Here is a 17,299-nt window from a genome sequence, read left to right as displayed (position 1 = left end):
GATGACTCGCCTGCCAGCTCGCTAAAATTTGATTTTTGAGGCGACCAGCGAAGCAGCTGCAGTTCTGGTTTCAACCCCCAGCTTCTGAAACACATGCTCAAGATGTTTGTTGATCATGCGCGGGCTGGTGCCTAAAATCTCGCCCACATCCTTGTTGGTTTTGCCTTTCACCGTCCAGTACAACACCTCGGATTCACGCTTGGTGAGTTGAAACAGCTTGCCCAAGGATTCGATCTGTGCCTCGTCCGAATACTCACGCAACACCACCACCCATTGCTCTTCACTGGTATTGGCCACCGTCAGACTCAGGCGGGCATTGCCCTGATTCACATTCAGCGTCTGCATGGACTGGCCTTCGGAGAACTGTTGCACACAGTTTTCCAGCCATTGGTAAATCATGGGCGGCAAAGTTTGCACCGTATGATAGGCTTCTTTGGCAGCCCATTCGGCAAAGTAGTGCTCCAGATATTGTTTGGCCAGCGGGGTTTGCCATATCAGGCGTTTGTCGCCGGGCAAGATGGCAATGGTCGCCTGACCAAAGGCATCCAGCGCCGAGGTGGCCTGATGCATTCTGGTGGCATTTTGCACATGCGCCTTGAGGCGGGCCAACACTTCTGCCGGCCTGACCGGCTTAGTGACATAATCCACACCACCGGCATCAAACGCCATGGTCACATGCTCCACTTCGGTCAAGCCAGTCATAAAGATGACCGGGATATGCTGGGTTTCTGCTGCGGCTTTAATCCGACGGCAGGTGGCAAAGCCGTCCATTCCGGGCATCATGGCATCCATAAAAATCACTTGCGGCTGCATCAGGTGTGCAATTTGCAAGGCCATCTCGCCAGAATTGGCCACCAGCACTTGATAACCTGACTCATCCAGCGCGTCGTGCAGATAGGCCAGATTCTCTGGCACATCATCCACAATTAGCACGGTATGGCTGGGACTGGTCATTTGGCATACTCCTCAATCAAGCGCAGCAGTTTAGCAAAATCAAAGCGTTCCATGGCCTGTTGCAGTGCGTAAATAAATGTTTGATGTTGCGGATGCTCGCGGCTCAGTGTGGCCAGCACCTCGCGCACGCCTTTGACATAGCCCATGCGGGCAAACTGCACCAGGTTATCCAGCAACACCTGCGGAATCGCTTCCGCAGGCGTGGCCGTAATCTCATCTCCCGCTTGCGGCGCCAGCACAGGGGCGGCTAACGCCGGTGCGGGGCCCTCGCTATCCTCATAACGCCAGGTCAGGTTTAACTGATGACCTATCCAGTCCAGCACCTCTTCGAGGTTCACCGGCTTCACAAAAAAGTCGCGCGCCGGAATCTTGGCCTGATTATCCAGGTTACGATCATAGGCATTGGCCGACACAATCGCAATCGGCAGCTGTGCGTGATGCACCTGACGAATGATATAGGCAGCCTCCCAGCCATCCATGACCGGCATCGCCAAGTCCATTAAGATGGCATCCGCCTTAAGCATCTGGTATTGATTGACGCAGGCCTGACCATTGGCGGCTTCATGCACAATAAAACCCAGTGGTTGCAAGGTGTGTCGCAATAACTGGCGGTCGACTTCTTCATTATCGACCACCAGTATGGTTCTGGCCGGGCCTTCGTAGCCCAGCCGCTGGCGTACAGCCTTTTTAGAGAGATGTGCGGTTTCACGGATCTGCGGCAAAAACAGCCGGATTTCAAAACGCGTCCCCTGCCCGAGCACACTGTCGAACTGCATTTCGCCGCCCATCAACTGCGTCAACAATTTGCTGATGGTCAGGCCCAGGCCGGTGCCACCAATGCCAACCACATCGGCCGCACTACCGCGCTCAAACGGCTCAAAGATTTTTTCCACCTCATTGGGCGCGATGCCAGGCCCGGTATCTTGAATATCAATTTGTGCAATCTCACGCGCATAACTGACCCGGAACGTGACGCTGCCCTGCCTGGTGAACTTGACAGCATTACCGACGATATTGACCAAAATCTGCATCAGGCGCTTGTGGTCTGCCCGCACGTACTCGGGCAAATTACCCTGCTTTTCAAAAATAAACGCCAAGCCTTTGTTCTGGGCCTGAATTTCAAACATGCTGACAATCTGGTCGATAAACTCGGGGAAATGCAGCGGTTTGACATCAAAGGTCATTTTGCCGCTTTCAATGCGGGCAATATCCAGCGTGCTCTCAATCAATGACAGCAAATGCTCGCCGCCGCGGCTGATGGTTTTAATCGCCTGCTTGCGGTGCTCAGGGATGCTGGCATCGTTAGTGAGCAACTGTGCATAGCCCAGAATACTGTTCAACGGTGTGCGCAACTCATGGCTAATACCGGTAATGTAGCGGCTCTTGGCCTGGTTGGCTTCTTCCGCCAGTCGGCGCGCCTTTTGTAACTGGGCATCGGTTTTTTTGTGCGACTCGATCTCTTCAAGCAACAAACCGGTTTGCCGGTTGGACTCTTCCTGTGCCACCCGGCGGCTGGCCGAGGTCAGCACCAGCCACCAAGCGACAATGCCGCCCAAAAACAGCAAGGCAACAAAAATCTTCAAATAGCCCAACCTGAAGTGACGCATCAGCTCGGGATATTCGCGGCCGATGGTCAAGGCATCATGCAGGTAAATCAACCCGATGGTGGCACCAAACAGCACCACCGCAATCACCATCAACAACAGAAAATGCGCCACGCCGCCATTCAGGTGTGGCCACAAGCGCTGCGGCAAAAAGCGTTTATTTAACGCCTCCCACTGCGCACTGAGCCGCGCTTGCGGCTTGCATGCGTCATGACAGCGCGCATCGAGGCAGCAGCATAACGAGCAAATTGCGCCGCCATACGCCGGACAATGCGCCATGTCATTCATTTCATATTCACGCTCGCAAATCACGCAGCGCTGGGTCTTGGTTGGCTGCAAATACTTAGGCCGTGGTCTGGCCAGGTAATACTTGCCCTGGGTCCACCAGGCAATCAGCGGTGACATCACCAGCGCAGTGATCAACGAAATAAACGTAGAGAATGACTGCGCCACCACGCCCATCGCCCCAGTGTACGCCGCAATCGACACCGCCGAGGCAATAAACATGGCGCCCACGCCCACCGGGTTAATGTCATACAAATAAGCGCGTCTAAACTCGATGCCCTTGGGGCTCAACCCCAGCGGTTTATTGATCACCAGATCCGCCACCACCGCCGCAATCCAGGCAATCGCCACATTGGCATACAGGCCTAGAATCTCTTCCAGCGCCTGAAACACATTGAGCTCCATCAGCACAATGGCAATCATCACGTTAAACGCCACCCACACAATGCGGCCAGGGTGGCTATGCGTCAGCCGGGCAAAAAAGTTAGACCACGCCAGCGAGCCGGCATAGGCATTGGTCATATTCACCTTAAGCTGCGACACACAGACAAATAGCGCCGTCACCGCCAGCGCCACATGGTGATTGCTGAACACATGCTCAAAGCCAATCCAGTACATATGCGTTGGATTCACCGCCGAACTTAAAGGCATATCGCGGTTAAACACCAGGTAAGCCAGCAAGGCCCCCGCCAGCATTTTGAGCATGCCCAGCACCACCCAGCCCGGCCCCGCCATCAGCACACCCAGATTCCAGCGCCAGTAGTTTTCTTTATTGCGCATCGGCATAAAGCGCAAAAAGTCCACCTGCTCGCCAATCTGCGGGATCAACGCCACGCCCACCGCCGTCGCCGCACCAAACATCACCCAGTTAAAATGCCCGCCCTCAGGCGAGATCCCGGCAAAATGACTCAACCGGTCAATCACGCCCGGATCCATCTTGAAAATCGCAAAAAAAGGCAGCAGCATCAGCGCAATCCACAGCGGCTGCGTGATCATCTGAATGCGGCTGATCAGCGTCACCCCATGCGTGACCAACGGAATCACAATCAGCGCACTGACCAGATACCCCAGATAAAGCGGCAAATGAAAATACAATTCGAGCGCATAGCCCATAATCGCCGCTTCCAGCGAAAACAGGATAAAGGTGAACGAGGCATAAATAAACGACGAGATGGTCGAGCCAATATAGCCAAAGCCCGCCCCGCGCGTCAGCAGGTCCATATCCAGGCCATACTTGGCCGCGTAATAACTGATCGGCAACCCGGTTAAAAAGATAATCAGGCCCACCGCCATAATCGCCCACAAGGCGTTCTGAAAGCCATAGTTGATGGTAATGGTGCCGCCAATCGCCTCCAGCACCAAAAACGAAATCGCCCCCAGCGCCGTATTAGAGACACGCAGAATAGACCACTTACGAAACGCCCGCGGCGTATAGCGCAAGGCATAATCCTCAATGGTTTCATTCGCGACCCAACTGTTATAGTCGCGACGAATTTTCACGATCCGCTGAATCGGCTCAGCGCGTGTAGCGGTCTCTGGTTCGGTGGTAAATCCGGTTACGGACGGGTTAGACAATCAACAATCCTTAGTATCAATAGCCAAGCGGGGAACAAGGCCAGCTTTTCCCGAGCATATACTAGGAGAGTTCGCTCATGCAATCACTACGTTAATTGACGTAGGAATCAAAATGCAAACCCACAGATGCCTGCGTCACCATCCATTAAAACTGCCCGGTCGCTTTACACTAAGGCATGAAACCCCATACATTAGCCCTCAATCACCTTTAATTTTGCTAAGATGCAAAAAAATCAAGCAAGGGGGATAAGGTGAGTCAAAAGCTGTCTGAGCGCGACATTTGTACCAAATTCATCACCCCTGCTATTCAACAAGCCGGCTGGGATATTCAAACGCAAGTACGTGAAGAAGTCAGTTTTACTAATGGTCGCATCATTGTGCGCGGTAAATTGCACAGCCGAGGTGAGCGCAAGCGTGCGGATTACATCCTCTACTACAAAAGCAATATTCCTATTGCAATGGTGTCTCGAAGAAGATTGCATTGATACTTTGTAATGTCTTCTTGCATGCCTGAAATACAGCGTAATGCCGGACAAAACTGTGTATGCCTCAGTTGCTGGTTAAACCGATGGGATCGGTTTTGATTGATGGCAAAGATGTATCGGAAATGTACTCGATATATGGCGGTGTGGCCGTTGATTTTGATCCATTTTAATATATACTTAAAATATATACTTCAAAGGTGGCAATGATGAAAACAGCTAAACTTTTTCAAAATGGTCAAAGCCAGGCGGTACGTTTGCCCAAAGAGTTTAGGTTTGACGGCGATGAGGTGTTTATCAAGCGATCGGGCAATGCGGTAGTATTGATTCCCGCCAACCATTCTTGGGATGCCTTATTTAGTAGCTTAGACAAATTTAGCGATGATTTTATGTCTGAGCGTGCCCAGCCAGAACAGCAAAGCCGCGAGGATTTGTTTTAATGAAGTTGATGCTGGATACCAATATCTGTATTGCAATTATCAAGCAGAAGCCGCCTGCTGTTTTGCTGCAGTTTGAGGCGTATCAAATTGGCGATATTGGCATCTCGACTGTCACTTTGGCTGAGTTGCGTTATGGTGTGGCGAAAAGCCAACAGCGAGAAGCGAACCAAGCAGCGCTAGATGCGTTTGTACTGCCGCTGGAAATAGCCGATTTTGACGAAGCGGCTACACTGTATTATGGGTCTTTACGTGCCAGCTTGGAAAAACAAGGCACACCCATTGGACCGCTGGACACCATGATTGCGGCACATGCTTTGAGCTTGGATGTGACGCTGGTGACTAATAACACTAAAGAGTTTGCGCGGGTGGATAGGCTGAAATTAGCAGATTGGCTCAATCAATAAACCATTTAGTTAGCCATTGGTGAACATGCGTTGTTTAAATGCCGCGGCATCAAACGGTTGTGGCTCACCACTGTTTTCGCCTTCAATCAATGCTTTTCTGAGGTCTTCAACTTGGACTGTGCGCTCTTGCTCTTTGCGGATCAGGTCCCGGATATATTCGCTGTCGTTGGTATACTGACCGCTTTCAATTTGCGCTTTAATCCAGCTATTTTTCTGGGCGGTCAAGGTGATGGTTTTGCGAACGAGTGCCATAACTAAACCTTTTCACTTTTCAAGCTCACGCCGCTTGTAACTGCGGCACTTCAAGATTAATTTTTTCGCTTAACGTGTTTTCAGCAATTTTTAAATCGTAGGCGGTTTGCAGGTTTAACCAAAACTGCGGGGTGGTATTAAAAAACCTTGCCAGCCTGAGGGCGGTATCCGCCGTGATGCCTCTTTTTTCGCGCACAATATCGTTGATGCGTGGCGCGGGTACTCGCAACTGCATTGCCAGCGCGTGCGGGGTCATGCCCAGGGGAGCCAAAAACTCTTCGCGAAGAATCTCACCTGCATGGATGGGCCTTAATTTACTTGGTGTCATCATTGCTCCTATTTGCGGTAATCCACAATTTCAACATCCGTTACCCCTGAACGAATGCAGTCTTCTATCTCTGTAGCATAGCATTTTACGGATATGCGCAAAATGGATTATCCCTAGATTACCCCTCCACCGCTATTACTCACAACCGCTGCCAACTCTTCCGCAAACACCGCTAATGCCCTAGCCTCCAGTTGCAGTATTTTTTGCGTAAGTGCCGGGTTATCTACAGGTAAAAAAGAAGCACCGCCCAAATCGCTCAACACGACCTTTTCAGGCCCCCACAAAATATTATGCGCGTATAAATCGCCGTGCATGAGGCCATGGGCATGTAGATGCTCTGCGGCTTGCGTGATGCCTTTTAAAATAAATTCGGCTTGTTGTGGCGTGAGTGTTAAGTCATCCGCGTAGACATCGCGTGTGCAGCTTTCATAGCTGGGGGGCTTTGCCAGCACTTTTAAATGGGCGTCGAGTAGCGGCATGACCAAGCCATCAATGCCTTGCGGGTGATTGTGTATCACGCCTTTAACGCCGACTAAATTGGGGTGCTCGCCGGCCAGCATATTGGCATGCATTTCACAGCGTGGCAGGCCGTCGCTGGTGAGGCCACTCTTGAAGAGTTTTACTGCCACAGACTCTTGCACGTTTTTATTTTGCATTACCGCCTGGTAGGTAACGCCAGAGGCGCCTTCACCTAAGACCTGTTGTAGCGTGAGGGTTTGCCAATCGATATGCTGTATATGATGTTGGCTGATTAACGCTTGCTCGATGGCGTTACAAAAGGGATTGCCAGCATAGGCCAGCCAGGTGAGTTTGGGTAGGTCGAATAAAAATTCGGGCAAGGCCTCAAACTGGTTGGCAGAAATCCGCAATAACTCTAAGGCGTGGCAATTTGCCAGGCTGGCGGGCAAGCTGATGAGCTGGTTACCTGCCAGCATGAGTTTTTGCAGTTTGCTGCACTCACCCAAGGCATGAGGCACCCTACTTAATGCGTTATCGGTGACGATAAACCAGCGTAAGGTGTGGGTGGGGATGGCGGCTTCCGGGATGTGTTTGATCTGGTTGGCTTTAAAACCAATCATGCTTAGGTTTTCGCATTGGCCCAGCACTTCTGGCAGGTGCGTAAACTGGTTGTTTGAGCAAAACAGAATGCGCAGTTTTTTCAGGCTGCTTAAATCACTAGGCAAGTCAGTGAGCGCATTGCCGGACAAGTCCAGGATTTCCAGGCTATCGGCTACGTCAAAAATCTCAGCGGGGAACTGCGTTAACTGCGCACTTAATTTGAGCTGTTTAGCCCCTTGAAGTTTGCCTGCCTTGAGTTGAGCGAGAGTGTCGTCGGGCGCTGGGGTGGGTGTCATCACAATGCATGTATTTTATGGATGCGCTATGTTACTTCAATTACTTTGCAGATTTTCATCTCGGCCAGGAGATTCAGCGGCGACAAAAAACCTAGACTAGTCTCTTACAACCAGAGGTTGCATTATCTCCACCCGCTTTTAAAATACATACAATCTCTTGTACACAGTTAAATTAACGAGGGGAACGTTTATGCAAACCTTAAAAACGCGTGTTTTTAATAATGGGAATAGCCAGGCCGTGCACATTCCACGAGCTTTCCAATTAGATGTTCAACAAGTTGAAATAAGCCGTGCAGACAATGGTGATCTGGTGATACACCCCATCAAACCTAACAGAGGGGATAGGCTGATGGAAGCGCTAAATCAATTTGACGACGACTTTATTCGTGCGCTTGCAGATATTAGCGCGTAATCAACCTGTTTTAAGCCAACATCCACACAGCGCCAAAGCCCAGCATCAAGCCGCCCAGTAATTGCGTGGCGCTTTGAAATTGTGGATGGGTCTGGCGGCCCAATACCCAGCCTAAGCCATGCAGCACAGCGGTTGCCAGCACCATGCCCGCCAGGCCTGACCACTGGTTGCCGATTTCCATGCCATGCAAATAGCCATGCGCCGCGGCAGCGATGCTGACGACGCCTATTTGTACGGCGCGGTTCAGTTTAAAATTGCTTACCAACAATAAGCCCATCACCACCACACTGGCCGTCACCAGAGTTTCAGCCAATGCAACCGGCAGCCAGGCCATGGCGAATGACGCAGAGATGGCCATCACAGTCACAAACAGCACAGGCAACTGCCAGCCTTGCGCGGCCGGACGGCGTGCGGCCCAGATCCCCAATGCGAACATGACCAAGAGATGATCCCAGCCACTGAATGGATGCATGAAGCCAGCGGCAAAGCCAGATTCCAGGCCGTGGCCGGGATGGGCAACGGCGCTGGTTGAAGCTGCGAGCGCACCTAAAAATAAAAGAATACTTTTTTTCATTGAATCTTCTCCAGCTGAATATATGGTTTTGTTATTAACCCTGTTTGATCGTAAATGAGCGAGCGGGATAAAGTGCAAGGCGCCCGGAACACAGAAACCGGAATGTACATGAAGTACATGAGGATTTCGCGTACCGCGCAACGCCGCAATTTGCCCGCGCAGCCATTTACTACAACATCAGGCCTTGTTTTTCGATGAACCTGACAATTTCTTCTAATCCCTGCCCCGTCTTCAAATTACTGAAAATAAACGGTTTCTCGCCGCGCATCTTCTTGGCGTCGCGGTCCATCACTTCGAGCGAGGCGCCCACCATAGGGGCCAGGTCTATTTTGTTAATCACGAGCAAATCAGATTTGGTAATACCGGGGCCACCTTTGCGCGGGATTTTCTCCCCGGCGGCGACATCAATCACATAAATGGTGAGGTCGGACAATTCGGGGCTGAAGGTGGCGGCCAGGTTATCGCCACCACTTTCGACAAACACAATATCCAGCGTCTGAAAACGTTTGCTCAGTTGCATCACCGCTTCGAGGTTCATGGAAGCGTCTTCGCGGATGGCGGTATGCGGACAGCCGCCGGTTTCCACACCGATGATGCGTTCTGGCACCAGCGCTTCGTTGCGGGTTAAAAATTCGGCATCTTCTTTGGTGTAAATATCGTTGGTGACCACGGCAATGTTATATACCTCGCGCAAACGCTGGCACAGCGCCAGGGTCAGGGCGGTTTTGCCGGAGCCCACCGGGCCACCAATGCCCACGCGCAGCGGCTCTTTGAACTCGGTGACTTCAGGCATGGGGCTATCAAATTGGGTATGTATTTTCATCATGGGTTAAACGCTCTTTAACAAACAGGTTATGACCTGAACAAACGGCTGTACTGGGTCTCGTGCAAACAGCCCGCGATACTCAGCAATGGATTAAAGTTACTCATCTCTTCATCTGGCAGGGCCATGGCGCTGGCGACCACTTGCGGCAGTTGTTCACCTAGCGCCAGTAAAATGGTCTGCCCGGCCACTTGGCCCAGCGGCACGGTTTTCATGGCGGCGCTGGCCTGATTTTCACACCAGCCCCAGGCGTAGCCATGCAACATGTGCTCTGGCGCAATCTGCCAGTGTTGGGCGATGGCGGCATACATGGTGGGGAATGCCGGGCTCGTCAGGGTGTTGAGTTTTGCCACTAACGCAGGTGGCGTGTCTTTGAGTTCGGACAGCAGGCGACGTAGTGAATAGCCCATTTGCCGGGTTTCAGCATAGCCTTCGGCGGTATCGCGGCCTGCCTGGTAAAAATCATCCCACGCCTGCACTTGCGCCAGGTCATCGGCTTGCCAGGCTTGATACAAGCGGTAGAGCACCGGCAACTCGAAACGCGCCTGATACACCTGCAAGCTATCGCCTATCCAGGCTTGTGCGCTCGGCACATCCTTGACCTGACCGGATTCAATCGCCCACTCCAGCCCTTGCGAGTAACAATAAGCCCCCACAGGCAGCAGCGGGCTGGCCAGCTGCAGCAAGCGACTGAGGGCCAGACTCGCGTTTAACGGGCTGACACTCATTCGCTGCCCTGCCCGCTTTTCACGCGTGGGCGCAACGCTTGCAAACTATCCTCATCATGCCCATGCCGGTGACCGCCGCCATAGGCCCCGGCCTCCGGCTCAAACGGCGCCTGGACTTCACTCACTTGCATGCCCAGGCCAAGCAGCATGTCACGCAACACGTAATCTTGCTCCAGCCGTAGCCAGCCATCGCCAATTTGCAGTGGCACATGGCGGTTGCCCAGATGATAGGCGGCGCGCATCAAGTCACGTGGCGTCGGTGCAATGACGTTATACACCGGCTCCTGCGCCGCCACGATCTGCACCACCACACTGCCGTCTTCAGACTGGATCAAATCGCCGCCACGCAGAATCAGGCCGCGCGATAAAAACAGCGCAGCTTCGCGGCCAGAAGCCAAGGTCACGCGCAAACGGCTTTTCTGGCGCTGGTCAAACGGCAGCTCCAGCGTGTCGTCAATATGCCCACTGAGGGCGATGCGTTCGGTTAAATGGATCATGTTTAAATACTTTATCGTTGCCGCAAATCAGCAAAAAAGTCATTCTTGCTTATCCGCCGATGAACGCAGATAAACGCCGATGTTACTTCAAAGCCAGAATGATTTTTTAGCTTTTATCGGCGTGCACCTGCGTTCATCGGCGGTTAAAGTGCCTTGTTCTATATTCACCTGAAACTAGAACAGGAAATAGCGTTGTGCCATCGGCAGCACCTCTGCCGGTTCACACACCAGCGGCATCCCGTCTGCCAGCACTTCATAGGTTTCCGGGTCCACGTCTATCTTGGGCATCCAGGTGTTATGCACCATGTCAGACTTTTTAACGTCGCGCGTGCCTTTGACCGCTACCAATGGCTTTTGCAGACCGAGCGCTTTAATTTCAGGATTTTCGAGCGCGGCTTGCGAGACAAAGGTCAGGGCGGTTTTGAGACCGCCGCCATAGGCACCAAACATAGGGCGATAATGCACGGGCTGTGGCGTCGGGATAGAGGCGTTAGGATCCCCCATCGCTGCCGCGGCAATCATGCCCCCCTTGATAATGGTAAATGGCTTCACGCCAAAGAAGGCGGGTTTCCACACCACCAGGTCAGCCAGCTTGCCGACCTCGATCGAGCCGACCACATGACTGATACCATGTGTCAGCGCCGGGTTGATGGTGTATTTGGCGATATAGCGTTTGACGCGGAAGTTGTCGTTGCCCGCCGCATCTTCAGCCAATGGCCCGCGCTGGATTTTCATTTTGTGCGCAGTTTGCCAGGTGCGGATAATCACTTCACCGACACGGCCCATGGCTTGGGAGTCGGATGACATCATGGAAAATGCGCCCAGGTCATGAAAAATATCTTCGGCAGCGATGGTCTCACGACGGATACGACTTTCGGCAAAGGCAATATCCTCGGCAATCGCCGGGTCCAGATGGTGACACACCATGAGCATATCCAGATGCTCATCTATAGTGTTGACGGTAAATGGCCGCGTCGGGTTTGTAGAGGATGGCAGCACATTGGGTTGGCTGGCCGCCTTGATAATATCTGGCGCATGGCCACCGCCCGCGCCTTCGGTATGGAAGGTATGGATGGTGCGGCCCTTGAACGCGCCTATGGTGGTCTCAACAAAGCCGGACTCATTCAGGGTATCGGAGTGGATCGCAACCTGGATATCCATTTCATCCGCCACACTCAGGCAGTTATCAATCGCGGCGGGCGTGGTGCCCCAGTCTTCATGCAACTTGAGGCCGATGACCCCGGCGCGTACTTGCTCTCTGAGCGGTTCAGGCAGGCTGGCATTGCCCTTGCCTAAAAAGCCCAGGTTCATGGGGAAAGCATCGGCTGACTGCAACATACGGTGAATGTGCCAGGGGCCGGGCGTACAGGTAGTCGCAAAGGTGCCGGTCGCAGGCCCGGTGCCGCCGCCTATCATGGTGGTGACGCCAGACATCAGGGCTTCTTCAATCTGTTGCGGGCAAATAAAGTGGATATGGGTATCAATGCCGCCGGCCGTGATGATCATGCCTTCGCCGGCAATCACCTCGGTGCCCGCGCCTATGGCAATGGTCACGCCGGGCTGGATATCCGGGTTGCCGGCTTTGCCGATGGCAGAAATATAACCGCCCTTGATGCCGATGTCGGCCTTGACGATGCCCCAGTGGTCGATAATCAGCGCGTTGGTGATAACGGTATCCGCCACTTCGGCGGCCAGCCCCTGGCCTTGGCCCATGCCGTCACGAATGACTTTGCCGCCACCAAACTTGACCTCTTCACCATAAATGGTGAAATCCTGTTCGACTTCTACCCACAACTCGGTGTCGGCTAGCCTGACCTTGTCCCCCACGGTGGGGCCAAACATTTCCGCGTATGCGCGTTTATCCATTTTCACTGTCATTGCTACTCCCTACTTTAAGGCGCCCATTACGCGGCCAGCAAAGCCATACACTTTGCGCGCACCCGCCAGTTTGACCAATTGCACGGTACGGGTCTGCCCCGGCTCAAACCGCACCGCAGTACCCGCCGCAATATTCAGGCGATAACCATAAGCCAGCGCCCGATCAAACGACAAGGCATCGTTGGTCTCATAAAAATGGTAATGCGACCCGACCTGAATCGGCCGGTCACCGGTATTGGCCACATCCAGCGTGACCGTTTCACGCCCAACATTTAATTCGATGTCGCCTGCTGCGACCTGCATTTCGCCGGGAATCATATGCTTTCCTCGTTTTTAATATGCATTCTTAATACCTTTTTTTACCGCCGATATACGCAGATAAACGCCGATATTTTGTGCATCCGGTTTCGACAGGGTGTTTACACAAACCCACCACTCCAAAACCAGTGCTGGCCAAAGATGATATTGATTTTATCGGCGTGCATCGGCGTTTATCGGCGGTTTAATTTTTTGTATCTATTAGGGAATCGGATGATGCACCGTCACCAGCTTGGTACCGTCTGGGAAGGTGGCTTCGATTTGTATATCCGGGATCATTTCCGGCACGCCTTCCATCACCTCATCGCGGTTCAATAGCGTGGTGCCATAGCTCATCAGCTCGGCCACGGTTTTACCGTCACGCGCACCTTCCATAATGGCGGCGGAAATAAATGCCACCGCCTCAGGATAATTCAGTTTCAAGCCACGCGCCTTGCGCCGTTCAGCCAGCAAGGCCGCGGTAAATATCAATAACTTGTCTTTTTCTCTGGGAGTTAATTCCATAGGATTGTTCTCTGACTATATTTTTATGCACGCAGCTTATGTATTCCAAATCCGCGGTCTGACTGCGTCTTTTTGATAATACCATGGCCGCAGTAACTGCCAGCACTGCTCAAAATACTGCCTAGCCTGCTGTGAGGCCTGGCCAACATAACGGATACATAACACCTCTGGCAAAGCGGTCACGCCAGTGTTGGCATCAGGCAAAGTAATCTCGCGACAAGCTTGCAGCACCTCTGCGGGCACGGCCCCGGCACACACCAGAAAAGTACCGAACACCACCGACCCAGCCAGGCCAACAGGGCTGCTTTTTAAGAAGTCGTTAGCGTGCATGCAGGCGCGTTCATTCCAGATCAAGCGGCCAGCGCGACGGATGCGCTGATTGAGCTGATAGGCGCCGGTCTGCCAGCTTTCCTGCTGCGCCTGACGGCCCAAACAGACGATGTCCCACGCCGCAAGGGTGGCATCGCCCGCCAGATCAATCTCGGCATGAAAACCAACTTCAGCGGCATCAAACAGGATATTTTCTTGCGGCAGCCACTCGAGGCCACTGCCGGACGCCAGCTGAAAATGCAGCGTTTGTGTAGCCATCGTGCCATTGGCCTTATACCACTTGCCAGCGCCGGGGGTGGTCAGCAAGGCGTTTGCGCCCTCCCCCACGTGCACTTGCAAATGCAGCGCATCGCCCCCCGCCACCCCGCCAGGCGGATGCACAATGACGGCATGGCAAATGGCTTCGCCTTCAGGATGCAGGCTTTTTTGCACCACCAACGGGCCTTTATGTAAGCGGTGTGCCAGGTAAGAACGTGCTTCACGCTTGGCAAAGCCAAGCTCTAATCGGGCTTGCCAGTGTTTTGTTGCGATCGTTTGCGCTAGCGATGGTGGCGTATGCTTTAAATCATCCATAACGGCATCATGCCACAGTCAAATCAGGAATATTACTTTTTAATGCTTGCCACAGAGGACACAGCACACAGAGGAACGGCAAATTCGTTTTGCTCTGTGCTCTCCGTGTCCTCTGTGGCTAAAAAAGCACTTATACAGACAAATAACTTTTTACTTTAGCTGCATCCACGTTGTCGCGGGTATCTTCATGGATAAAGCGGCCTTTATCAATGACGATAATGCGGTCTGCCACTTCCATGGTGAAGCTCAACACCTGCTCGGAGACGATGATGGTGATTTCACGCATTTTGCGGATTTCGTTGAGCACCTTGGCGATGTCCTTGATGATGGACGGTTGAATCCCTTCGGTCGGCTCATCCAGCAGTAATACTTTTGGATTGGTCACCAGCGCGCGGGCAATCGCCAATTGCTGCTGCTGACCACCGGACAGGTTACCGCCCTTGCGTTTACGCATTTCATGCAACACCGGGAACAACGCAAAAATATCATCCGGGATCTCGCCTGAAGCTGACTTCTCGAGACCAGTTTCAATGTTTTCCTGCACGGTCATGTTCGGAAAAATCCAGCGGCCTTGTGGCACATAGGCCAGCCCCTTCATGACGCGTTCATGGGTGGCTGAGCCTTGCAGATCGACCCCATCGACGGTGGCTTTACTGGCTTTGCTTGGCAAAATGCCCATCAGCGATTTGAACAGCGTGGTTTTACCCATGCCGTTGCGGCCCATGATGGCCAGTGTTTCGTTTTTGTTGGCTTTGAAATTCAGGCCATGAATGACCTGACTTTGGCCATAACTCACCTGCAAATTTTCAATTTCAAACATGCTGTGCTCCTTGAATGGCCTAATCCAATTAATGTCCTAAATACACTTCGATGACTTTTTCGTCTGCCTGGACTTTCTCCATCGGCCCCTCAGCGAGGATTTTTCCCTGATGCAGTACTGTCACCTTGTGCGCAATTTTCTTCACAAACTCCATATCGTGCTCGATCACAATCACCGAGCGGTTCTGGCAGATGCGGTTGAGCAAATCGGCGGTCTGGTCGCGCTCCTTGGCGCTCATGCCTGCCACAGGTTCATCCAGCATCAACAGCTCAGGCTCTTGCATGAGCAACATGCCGATTTCCAGCCATTGTTTCTGGCCGTGACTGAGCAAGGCAGATTCCATCTCAAGAAACTCGGTCAACATGATGTCTGCCGCCACTTTGCGTACACGGTCTTCCACCTCTTGTGTCCGTTTGAAGGTCAGGCTGCCAAACACGCCGCGGCCTTTCGGGTAAGACACTTCCAGGTTTTGGTAAACCGTGAGGTTTTCATAAATGGACGGGTTCTGAAACTTGCGGCCGACGCCGGAACGCACAATTTCGTGCTCGGACAGCTTGGTCAATTCAGTGTTTTTAAACTTGATTGAACCGGCTGTGGATTTGGTTTTACCGCAAATCAGGTCGAGCACCGTGGTCTTGCCGGCGCCGTTAGGCCCCACCAGCACACGCAGTTCGTTTTTGTCGATATACATGGTGAGGCTATCCACCGCTTTAAAGCCATCGAAGGAGACGGTCAGGTCTTCTACTGCCAAGACGAAGTCGGTATTACTCATGCTTCTGCTCCTCTCATTTTGTTGCTTTCGATCGCGGACGGCTGATCAGTGCTGGCCGCCGCTTTCTTACGTGATGTTTTCTTGACGCCCGCTTCGGTAGAGGTTACGGCGCCCGTGGTTGAAGATTCGGTAAGTACTGCTTGTGCTTCTACCTCAGAAGTACTTACCTCAGGCTTTTTTGCGTCAGCCTTGTCTTTGAACCAGCCATATTTGGTCGCCAGGTTGTCCCAGATACCAGCCAGGCCATTCGGGAAGAACATCACCACAGAGATAAACAGGCCACCCATGAGGAACAACCACAACTCTGGATAGGTTTCTGAAAACACGGTTTTACCGTAGTTAACCAGCAAGGTGCCATATACGGCGCCAATCAGCGAGGCACGCCCACCCACGGCACAGAAAATCACCATTTCAATCGAAGGCACAATGCCGACAAAGGACGGTGACATAAAGCCCACTTGCAAGGTAAACATTGCACCACCAACGGCAGACATCATCGCCGCCAGGCAGAAGATAAAGATTTTAAAGTTGGAAACGTCGTAACCAGAGAAGCGTACCCGCTCTTCTTTGTCGCGCATGGCTAGCAACAACATACCGAACTTGCTGCTCATGATGTATTTGGACAGGAAGATCGCCCCGAACAGCAACAAACCGTTCACGTAGTACAGGATATATTTCGCAGAATCGGTGCGAATATCCCAGCCCAACATGGTACGCAGGTCTGTCATCCCGTTCACACCACCGGTATAGCCTTGCTGACCAACAATCAGGATACTCAGGATCAGGGCAATCGCTTGCGTGATGATGGAGAAATACACCCCACCCACACGACGCTTGAACATGGCATAACCGATGATGTAGGCAAAGATGGCTGGCACGGTGAGTACGGCAATCAGCGTGAAGGGTAGGCTTTTGAACGGCTCCCAGAACCATGGCAAGGCGGTGAGCTGGTTCCAGTCCATAAAGTCAGGAATGCCTGGCGTAGACTGGATTTTAGTGGTTTCTGGATCGGACGCTTCCAGCTTGAGGAACATCGCCATCGCATAGCCCCCCAGACCGAAGAAGATGCCCTGGCCCAGACTCAAAATACCGCCATGCCCCCATAACATCACCAGGCCGACGGCGACAAAGGCGTAGGTCAGGTATTTACCAATCAGGTTGAGGCGGAAAATATCTACCCCCAGTGGCAACACGACGAAGATCAGGGCGGCCAGCGCAGCCAGGCCGATCACGCCTTCCTTACCACCCAGCACAGGACTGGCTTTCATTTTTTCCCATAATGTCATCAAAAATCTCCTCTATTGATGCGTTGATTCTAGTGCGACAGATACAAAGTACTAATACGTCTATTTACTTATGGCAACGCGTGAGAAGCATGCTCACACGTTGCC

At 52.6% G+C, this 17,299-nt stretch carries 19 protein-coding genes and 1 pseudogene; 4 read left to right on the top strand and 16 right to left on the bottom strand.

Translation table 11 applies throughout. From position 1 onward, the window contains the following. Positions 1-21: 21 nt before the first annotated feature. Complete coding sequence (locus ACFQ1T_RS07050) at positions 22-954, bottom strand: response regulator (protein WP_379075182.1); 933 nt, start codon at positions 952-954, stop codon at positions 22-24. Beyond that, positions 951-4,418, bottom strand: a complete 3,468-nt coding sequence (locus ACFQ1T_RS07045; RefSeq protein WP_379075179.1) for a hybrid sensor histidine kinase/response regulator — start codon at positions 4,416-4,418, stop codon at positions 951-953. Before ACFQ1T_RS07045 ends, ACFQ1T_RS07050 begins: the two co-directional genes overlap by 4 nt. A 251-nt stretch (positions 4,419-4,669) precedes the next feature. Between ACFQ1T_RS07045 and ACFQ1T_RS07040 the strand changes: the two are divergent. From ACFQ1T_RS07040 to vapC, 3 genes and pseudogenes are all read left to right on the top strand, one after another. Further along, positions 4,670-4,891, top strand: a pseudogene (locus ACFQ1T_RS07040) (hypothetical protein); the annotation flags it as partial. A 218-nt stretch (positions 4,892-5,109) separates the two neighbouring features. Beyond that, positions 5,110-5,340, top strand: coding sequence for a type II toxin-antitoxin system antitoxin VapB (vapB, locus tag ACFQ1T_RS07035; RefSeq protein ID WP_379075176.1), 231 nt, complete (start codon positions 5,110-5,112; stop codon positions 5,338-5,340). Continuing rightward, positions 5,340-5,744 (top strand): type II toxin-antitoxin system tRNA(fMet)-specific endonuclease VapC, encoded by a 405-nt coding sequence (gene vapC / locus ACFQ1T_RS07030; protein WP_379075173.1) that lies wholly within the window; start codon positions 5,340-5,342, stop codon positions 5,742-5,744. The genes vapB and vapC overlap by 1 nt, the downstream gene beginning before the upstream one ends. A gap of 9 nt (positions 5,745-5,753) precedes the next feature. Here the strand turns inward: vapC and ACFQ1T_RS07025 are convergent, their stop codons facing one another. The 3 genes from ACFQ1T_RS07025 to ACFQ1T_RS07015 form a co-directional block, all read right to left on the bottom strand. Beyond that, on the bottom strand, positions 5,754-5,996 hold the full coding sequence (locus ACFQ1T_RS07025; RefSeq protein WP_194748356.1) for a type II toxin-antitoxin system ParD family antitoxin: 243 nt from the start codon (positions 5,994-5,996) through the stop codon (positions 5,754-5,756). A 25-nt stretch (positions 5,997-6,021) separates the two neighbouring features. Beyond that, the gene (locus ACFQ1T_RS07020; RefSeq protein ID WP_194748357.1) at positions 6,022-6,324 is read right to left on the bottom strand and encodes a HigA family addiction module antitoxin; all 303 of its coding nucleotides are present in this window, start codon (positions 6,322-6,324) and stop codon (positions 6,022-6,024) included. A 113-nt stretch (positions 6,325-6,437) separates the two neighbouring features. Next, entirely contained in the window at positions 6,438-7,679 is a 1,242-nt protein-coding gene (locus ACFQ1T_RS07015) for a leucine-rich repeat-containing protein kinase family protein (protein WP_379075169.1), read from the bottom strand. A gap of 190 nt (positions 7,680-7,869) precedes the next feature. On the opposite strand from ACFQ1T_RS07015, the gene ACFQ1T_RS07010 reads away from it, so the two are divergent. Continuing rightward, the gene (locus tag ACFQ1T_RS07010) at positions 7,870-8,091 is read left to right on the top strand and encodes an antitoxin (protein ID WP_275356071.1); all 222 of its coding nucleotides are present in this window, start codon (positions 7,870-7,872) and stop codon (positions 8,089-8,091) included. Between the two features lie 10 nt (positions 8,092-8,101). Here the strand turns inward: ACFQ1T_RS07010 and ACFQ1T_RS07005 are convergent, their stop codons facing one another. The 11 genes from ACFQ1T_RS07005 to urtC all read right to left on the bottom strand — a co-directional run bounded on the left by ACFQ1T_RS07005 (position 8,102) and on the right by urtC (position 17,194). Beyond that, on the bottom strand, positions 8,102-8,665 hold the full coding sequence (locus ACFQ1T_RS07005; RefSeq protein WP_379075165.1) for a HupE/UreJ family protein: 564 nt from the start codon (positions 8,663-8,665) through the stop codon (positions 8,102-8,104). Between the two features lie 169 nt (positions 8,666-8,834). Further along, entirely contained in the window at positions 8,835-9,488 is a 654-nt protein-coding gene (gene ureG / locus ACFQ1T_RS07000) for an urease accessory protein UreG (protein ID WP_194748484.1), read from the bottom strand. 29 nt (positions 9,489-9,517) lie between these two features. Then, positions 9,518-10,216 carry an urease accessory protein UreF gene (locus tag ACFQ1T_RS06995; RefSeq protein WP_275356074.1) on the bottom strand — a complete coding sequence of 233 codons (699 nt, stop codon included), beginning with the start codon at positions 10,214-10,216 and terminating at the stop codon, positions 9,518-9,520. Further along, a complete protein-coding gene (gene ureE, locus ACFQ1T_RS06990; protein ID WP_275356076.1) occupies positions 10,213-10,713 on the bottom strand; it encodes an urease accessory protein UreE in 501 nt (166 codons plus the stop codon). Before ureE ends, ACFQ1T_RS06995 begins: the two co-directional genes overlap by 4 nt. Before the next feature lie 174 nt (positions 10,714-10,887). Then, positions 10,888-12,591, bottom strand: coding sequence for an urease subunit alpha (gene ureC / locus ACFQ1T_RS06985; RefSeq protein ID WP_379075161.1), 1,704 nt, complete (start codon positions 12,589-12,591; stop codon positions 10,888-10,890). 9 nt (positions 12,592-12,600) lie between these two features. Next, positions 12,601-12,909 (bottom strand): urease subunit beta, encoded by a 309-nt coding sequence (locus tag ACFQ1T_RS06980; protein ID WP_275356077.1) that lies wholly within the window; start codon positions 12,907-12,909, stop codon positions 12,601-12,603. Between the two features lie 201 nt (positions 12,910-13,110). Further along, complete coding sequence (gene ureA, locus ACFQ1T_RS06975) at positions 13,111-13,413, bottom strand: urease subunit gamma (protein ID WP_018985924.1); 303 nt, start codon at positions 13,411-13,413, stop codon at positions 13,111-13,113. 36 nt (positions 13,414-13,449) lie between these two features. Further along, complete coding sequence (locus ACFQ1T_RS06970; protein WP_379075156.1) at positions 13,450-14,316, bottom strand: urease accessory protein UreD; 867 nt, start codon at positions 14,314-14,316, stop codon at positions 13,450-13,452. A gap of 130 nt (positions 14,317-14,446) precedes the next feature. After that, a complete protein-coding gene (gene urtE, locus ACFQ1T_RS06965) occupies positions 14,447-15,136 on the bottom strand; it encodes an urea ABC transporter ATP-binding subunit UrtE (protein WP_194748366.1) in 690 nt (229 codons plus the stop codon). Between the two features lie 28 nt (positions 15,137-15,164). Next, positions 15,165-15,908, bottom strand: a complete 744-nt coding sequence (gene urtD / locus ACFQ1T_RS06960) for an urea ABC transporter ATP-binding protein UrtD (RefSeq protein ID WP_194748367.1) — start codon at positions 15,906-15,908, stop codon at positions 15,165-15,167. After that, positions 15,905-17,194 carry an urea ABC transporter permease subunit UrtC gene (gene urtC / locus ACFQ1T_RS06955; protein ID WP_194748368.1) on the bottom strand — a complete coding sequence of 430 codons (1,290 nt, stop codon included), beginning with the start codon at positions 17,192-17,194 and terminating at the stop codon, positions 15,905-15,907. The genes urtD and urtC overlap by 4 nt, the downstream gene beginning before the upstream one ends. Positions 17,195-17,299: the final 105 nt, after the last annotated feature.

It is taken from the genome of Methylophilus glucosoxydans (assembly GCF_042676145.1).
GTDB classification, from domain to species: domain Bacteria; phylum Pseudomonadota; class Gammaproteobacteria; order Burkholderiales; family Methylophilaceae; genus Methylophilus; species Methylophilus glucosoxydans.
Note: the sequence above shows the minus strand (reverse complement) of the source record. Positions and strands in the feature narration are given on the sequence as shown.

Bases quoted from the DNA above. Each gene is read 5' to 3' on its own strand.
- vapB (WP_379075176.1), top strand. From the start codon at position 5,110: ATGAAAACAGCTAAACTTTTTCAAAATGGTCAAAGCCAGGCGGTACGT.
- ACFQ1T_RS07010 (WP_275356071.1), top strand. From the start codon at position 7,870: ATGCAAACCTTAAAAACGCGTGTTTTTAATAATGGGAATAGCCAGGCC.
- ACFQ1T_RS06995 (WP_275356074.1), bottom strand. From the start codon at position 10,216: ATGAGTGTCAGCCCGTTAAACGCGAGTCTGGCCCTCAGTCGCTTGCTG.
- urtD (WP_194748367.1), bottom strand. From the start codon at position 15,908: ATGAGTAATACCGACTTCGTCTTGGCAGTAGAAGACCTGACCGTCTCC.
- vapC (WP_379075173.1), top strand. From the start codon at position 5,340: ATGAAGTTGATGCTGGATACCAATATCTGTATTGCAATTATCAAGCAG.
- ureC (WP_379075161.1), bottom strand. From the start codon at position 12,591: ATGACAGTGAAAATGGATAAACGCGCATACGCGGAAATGTTTGGCCCC.
- ACFQ1T_RS07020 (WP_194748357.1), bottom strand. From the start codon at position 6,324: ATGACACCAAGTAAATTAAGGCCCATCCATGCAGGTGAGATTCTTCGC.
- ACFQ1T_RS07005 (WP_379075165.1), bottom strand. From the start codon at position 8,665: ATGAAAAAAAGTATTCTTTTATTTTTAGGTGCGCTCGCAGCTTCAACC.
- ureE (WP_275356076.1), bottom strand. From the start codon at position 10,713: ATGATCCATTTAACCGAACGCATCGCCCTCAGTGGGCATATTGACGAC.
- ACFQ1T_RS06970 (WP_379075156.1), bottom strand. From the start codon at position 14,316: ATGGATGATTTAAAGCATACGCCACCATCGCTAGCGCAAACGATCGCA.
- ACFQ1T_RS07015 (WP_379075169.1), bottom strand. From the start codon at position 7,679: ATGACACCCACCCCAGCGCCCGACGACACTCTCGCTCAACTCAAGGCA.
- ACFQ1T_RS07050 (WP_379075182.1), bottom strand. From the start codon at position 954: ATGACCAGTCCCAGCCATACCGTGCTAATTGTGGATGATGTGCCAGAG.
- ureA (WP_018985924.1), bottom strand. From the start codon at position 13,413: ATGGAATTAACTCCCAGAGAAAAAGACAAGTTATTGATATTTACCGCG.
- urtE (WP_194748366.1), bottom strand. From the start codon at position 15,136: ATGTTTGAAATTGAAAATTTGCAGGTGAGTTATGGCCAAAGTCAGGTC.
- ACFQ1T_RS06980 (WP_275356077.1), bottom strand. From the start codon at position 12,909: ATGATTCCCGGCGAAATGCAGGTCGCAGCAGGCGACATCGAATTAAAT.
- urtC (WP_194748368.1), bottom strand. From the start codon at position 17,194: ATGACATTATGGGAAAAAATGAAAGCCAGTCCTGTGCTGGGTGGTAAG.
- ACFQ1T_RS07025 (WP_194748356.1), bottom strand. From the start codon at position 5,996: ATGGCACTCGTTCGCAAAACCATCACCTTGACCGCCCAGAAAAATAGC.
- ureG (WP_194748484.1), bottom strand. From the start codon at position 9,488: ATGAAAATACATACCCAATTTGATAGCCCCATGCCTGAAGTCACCGAG.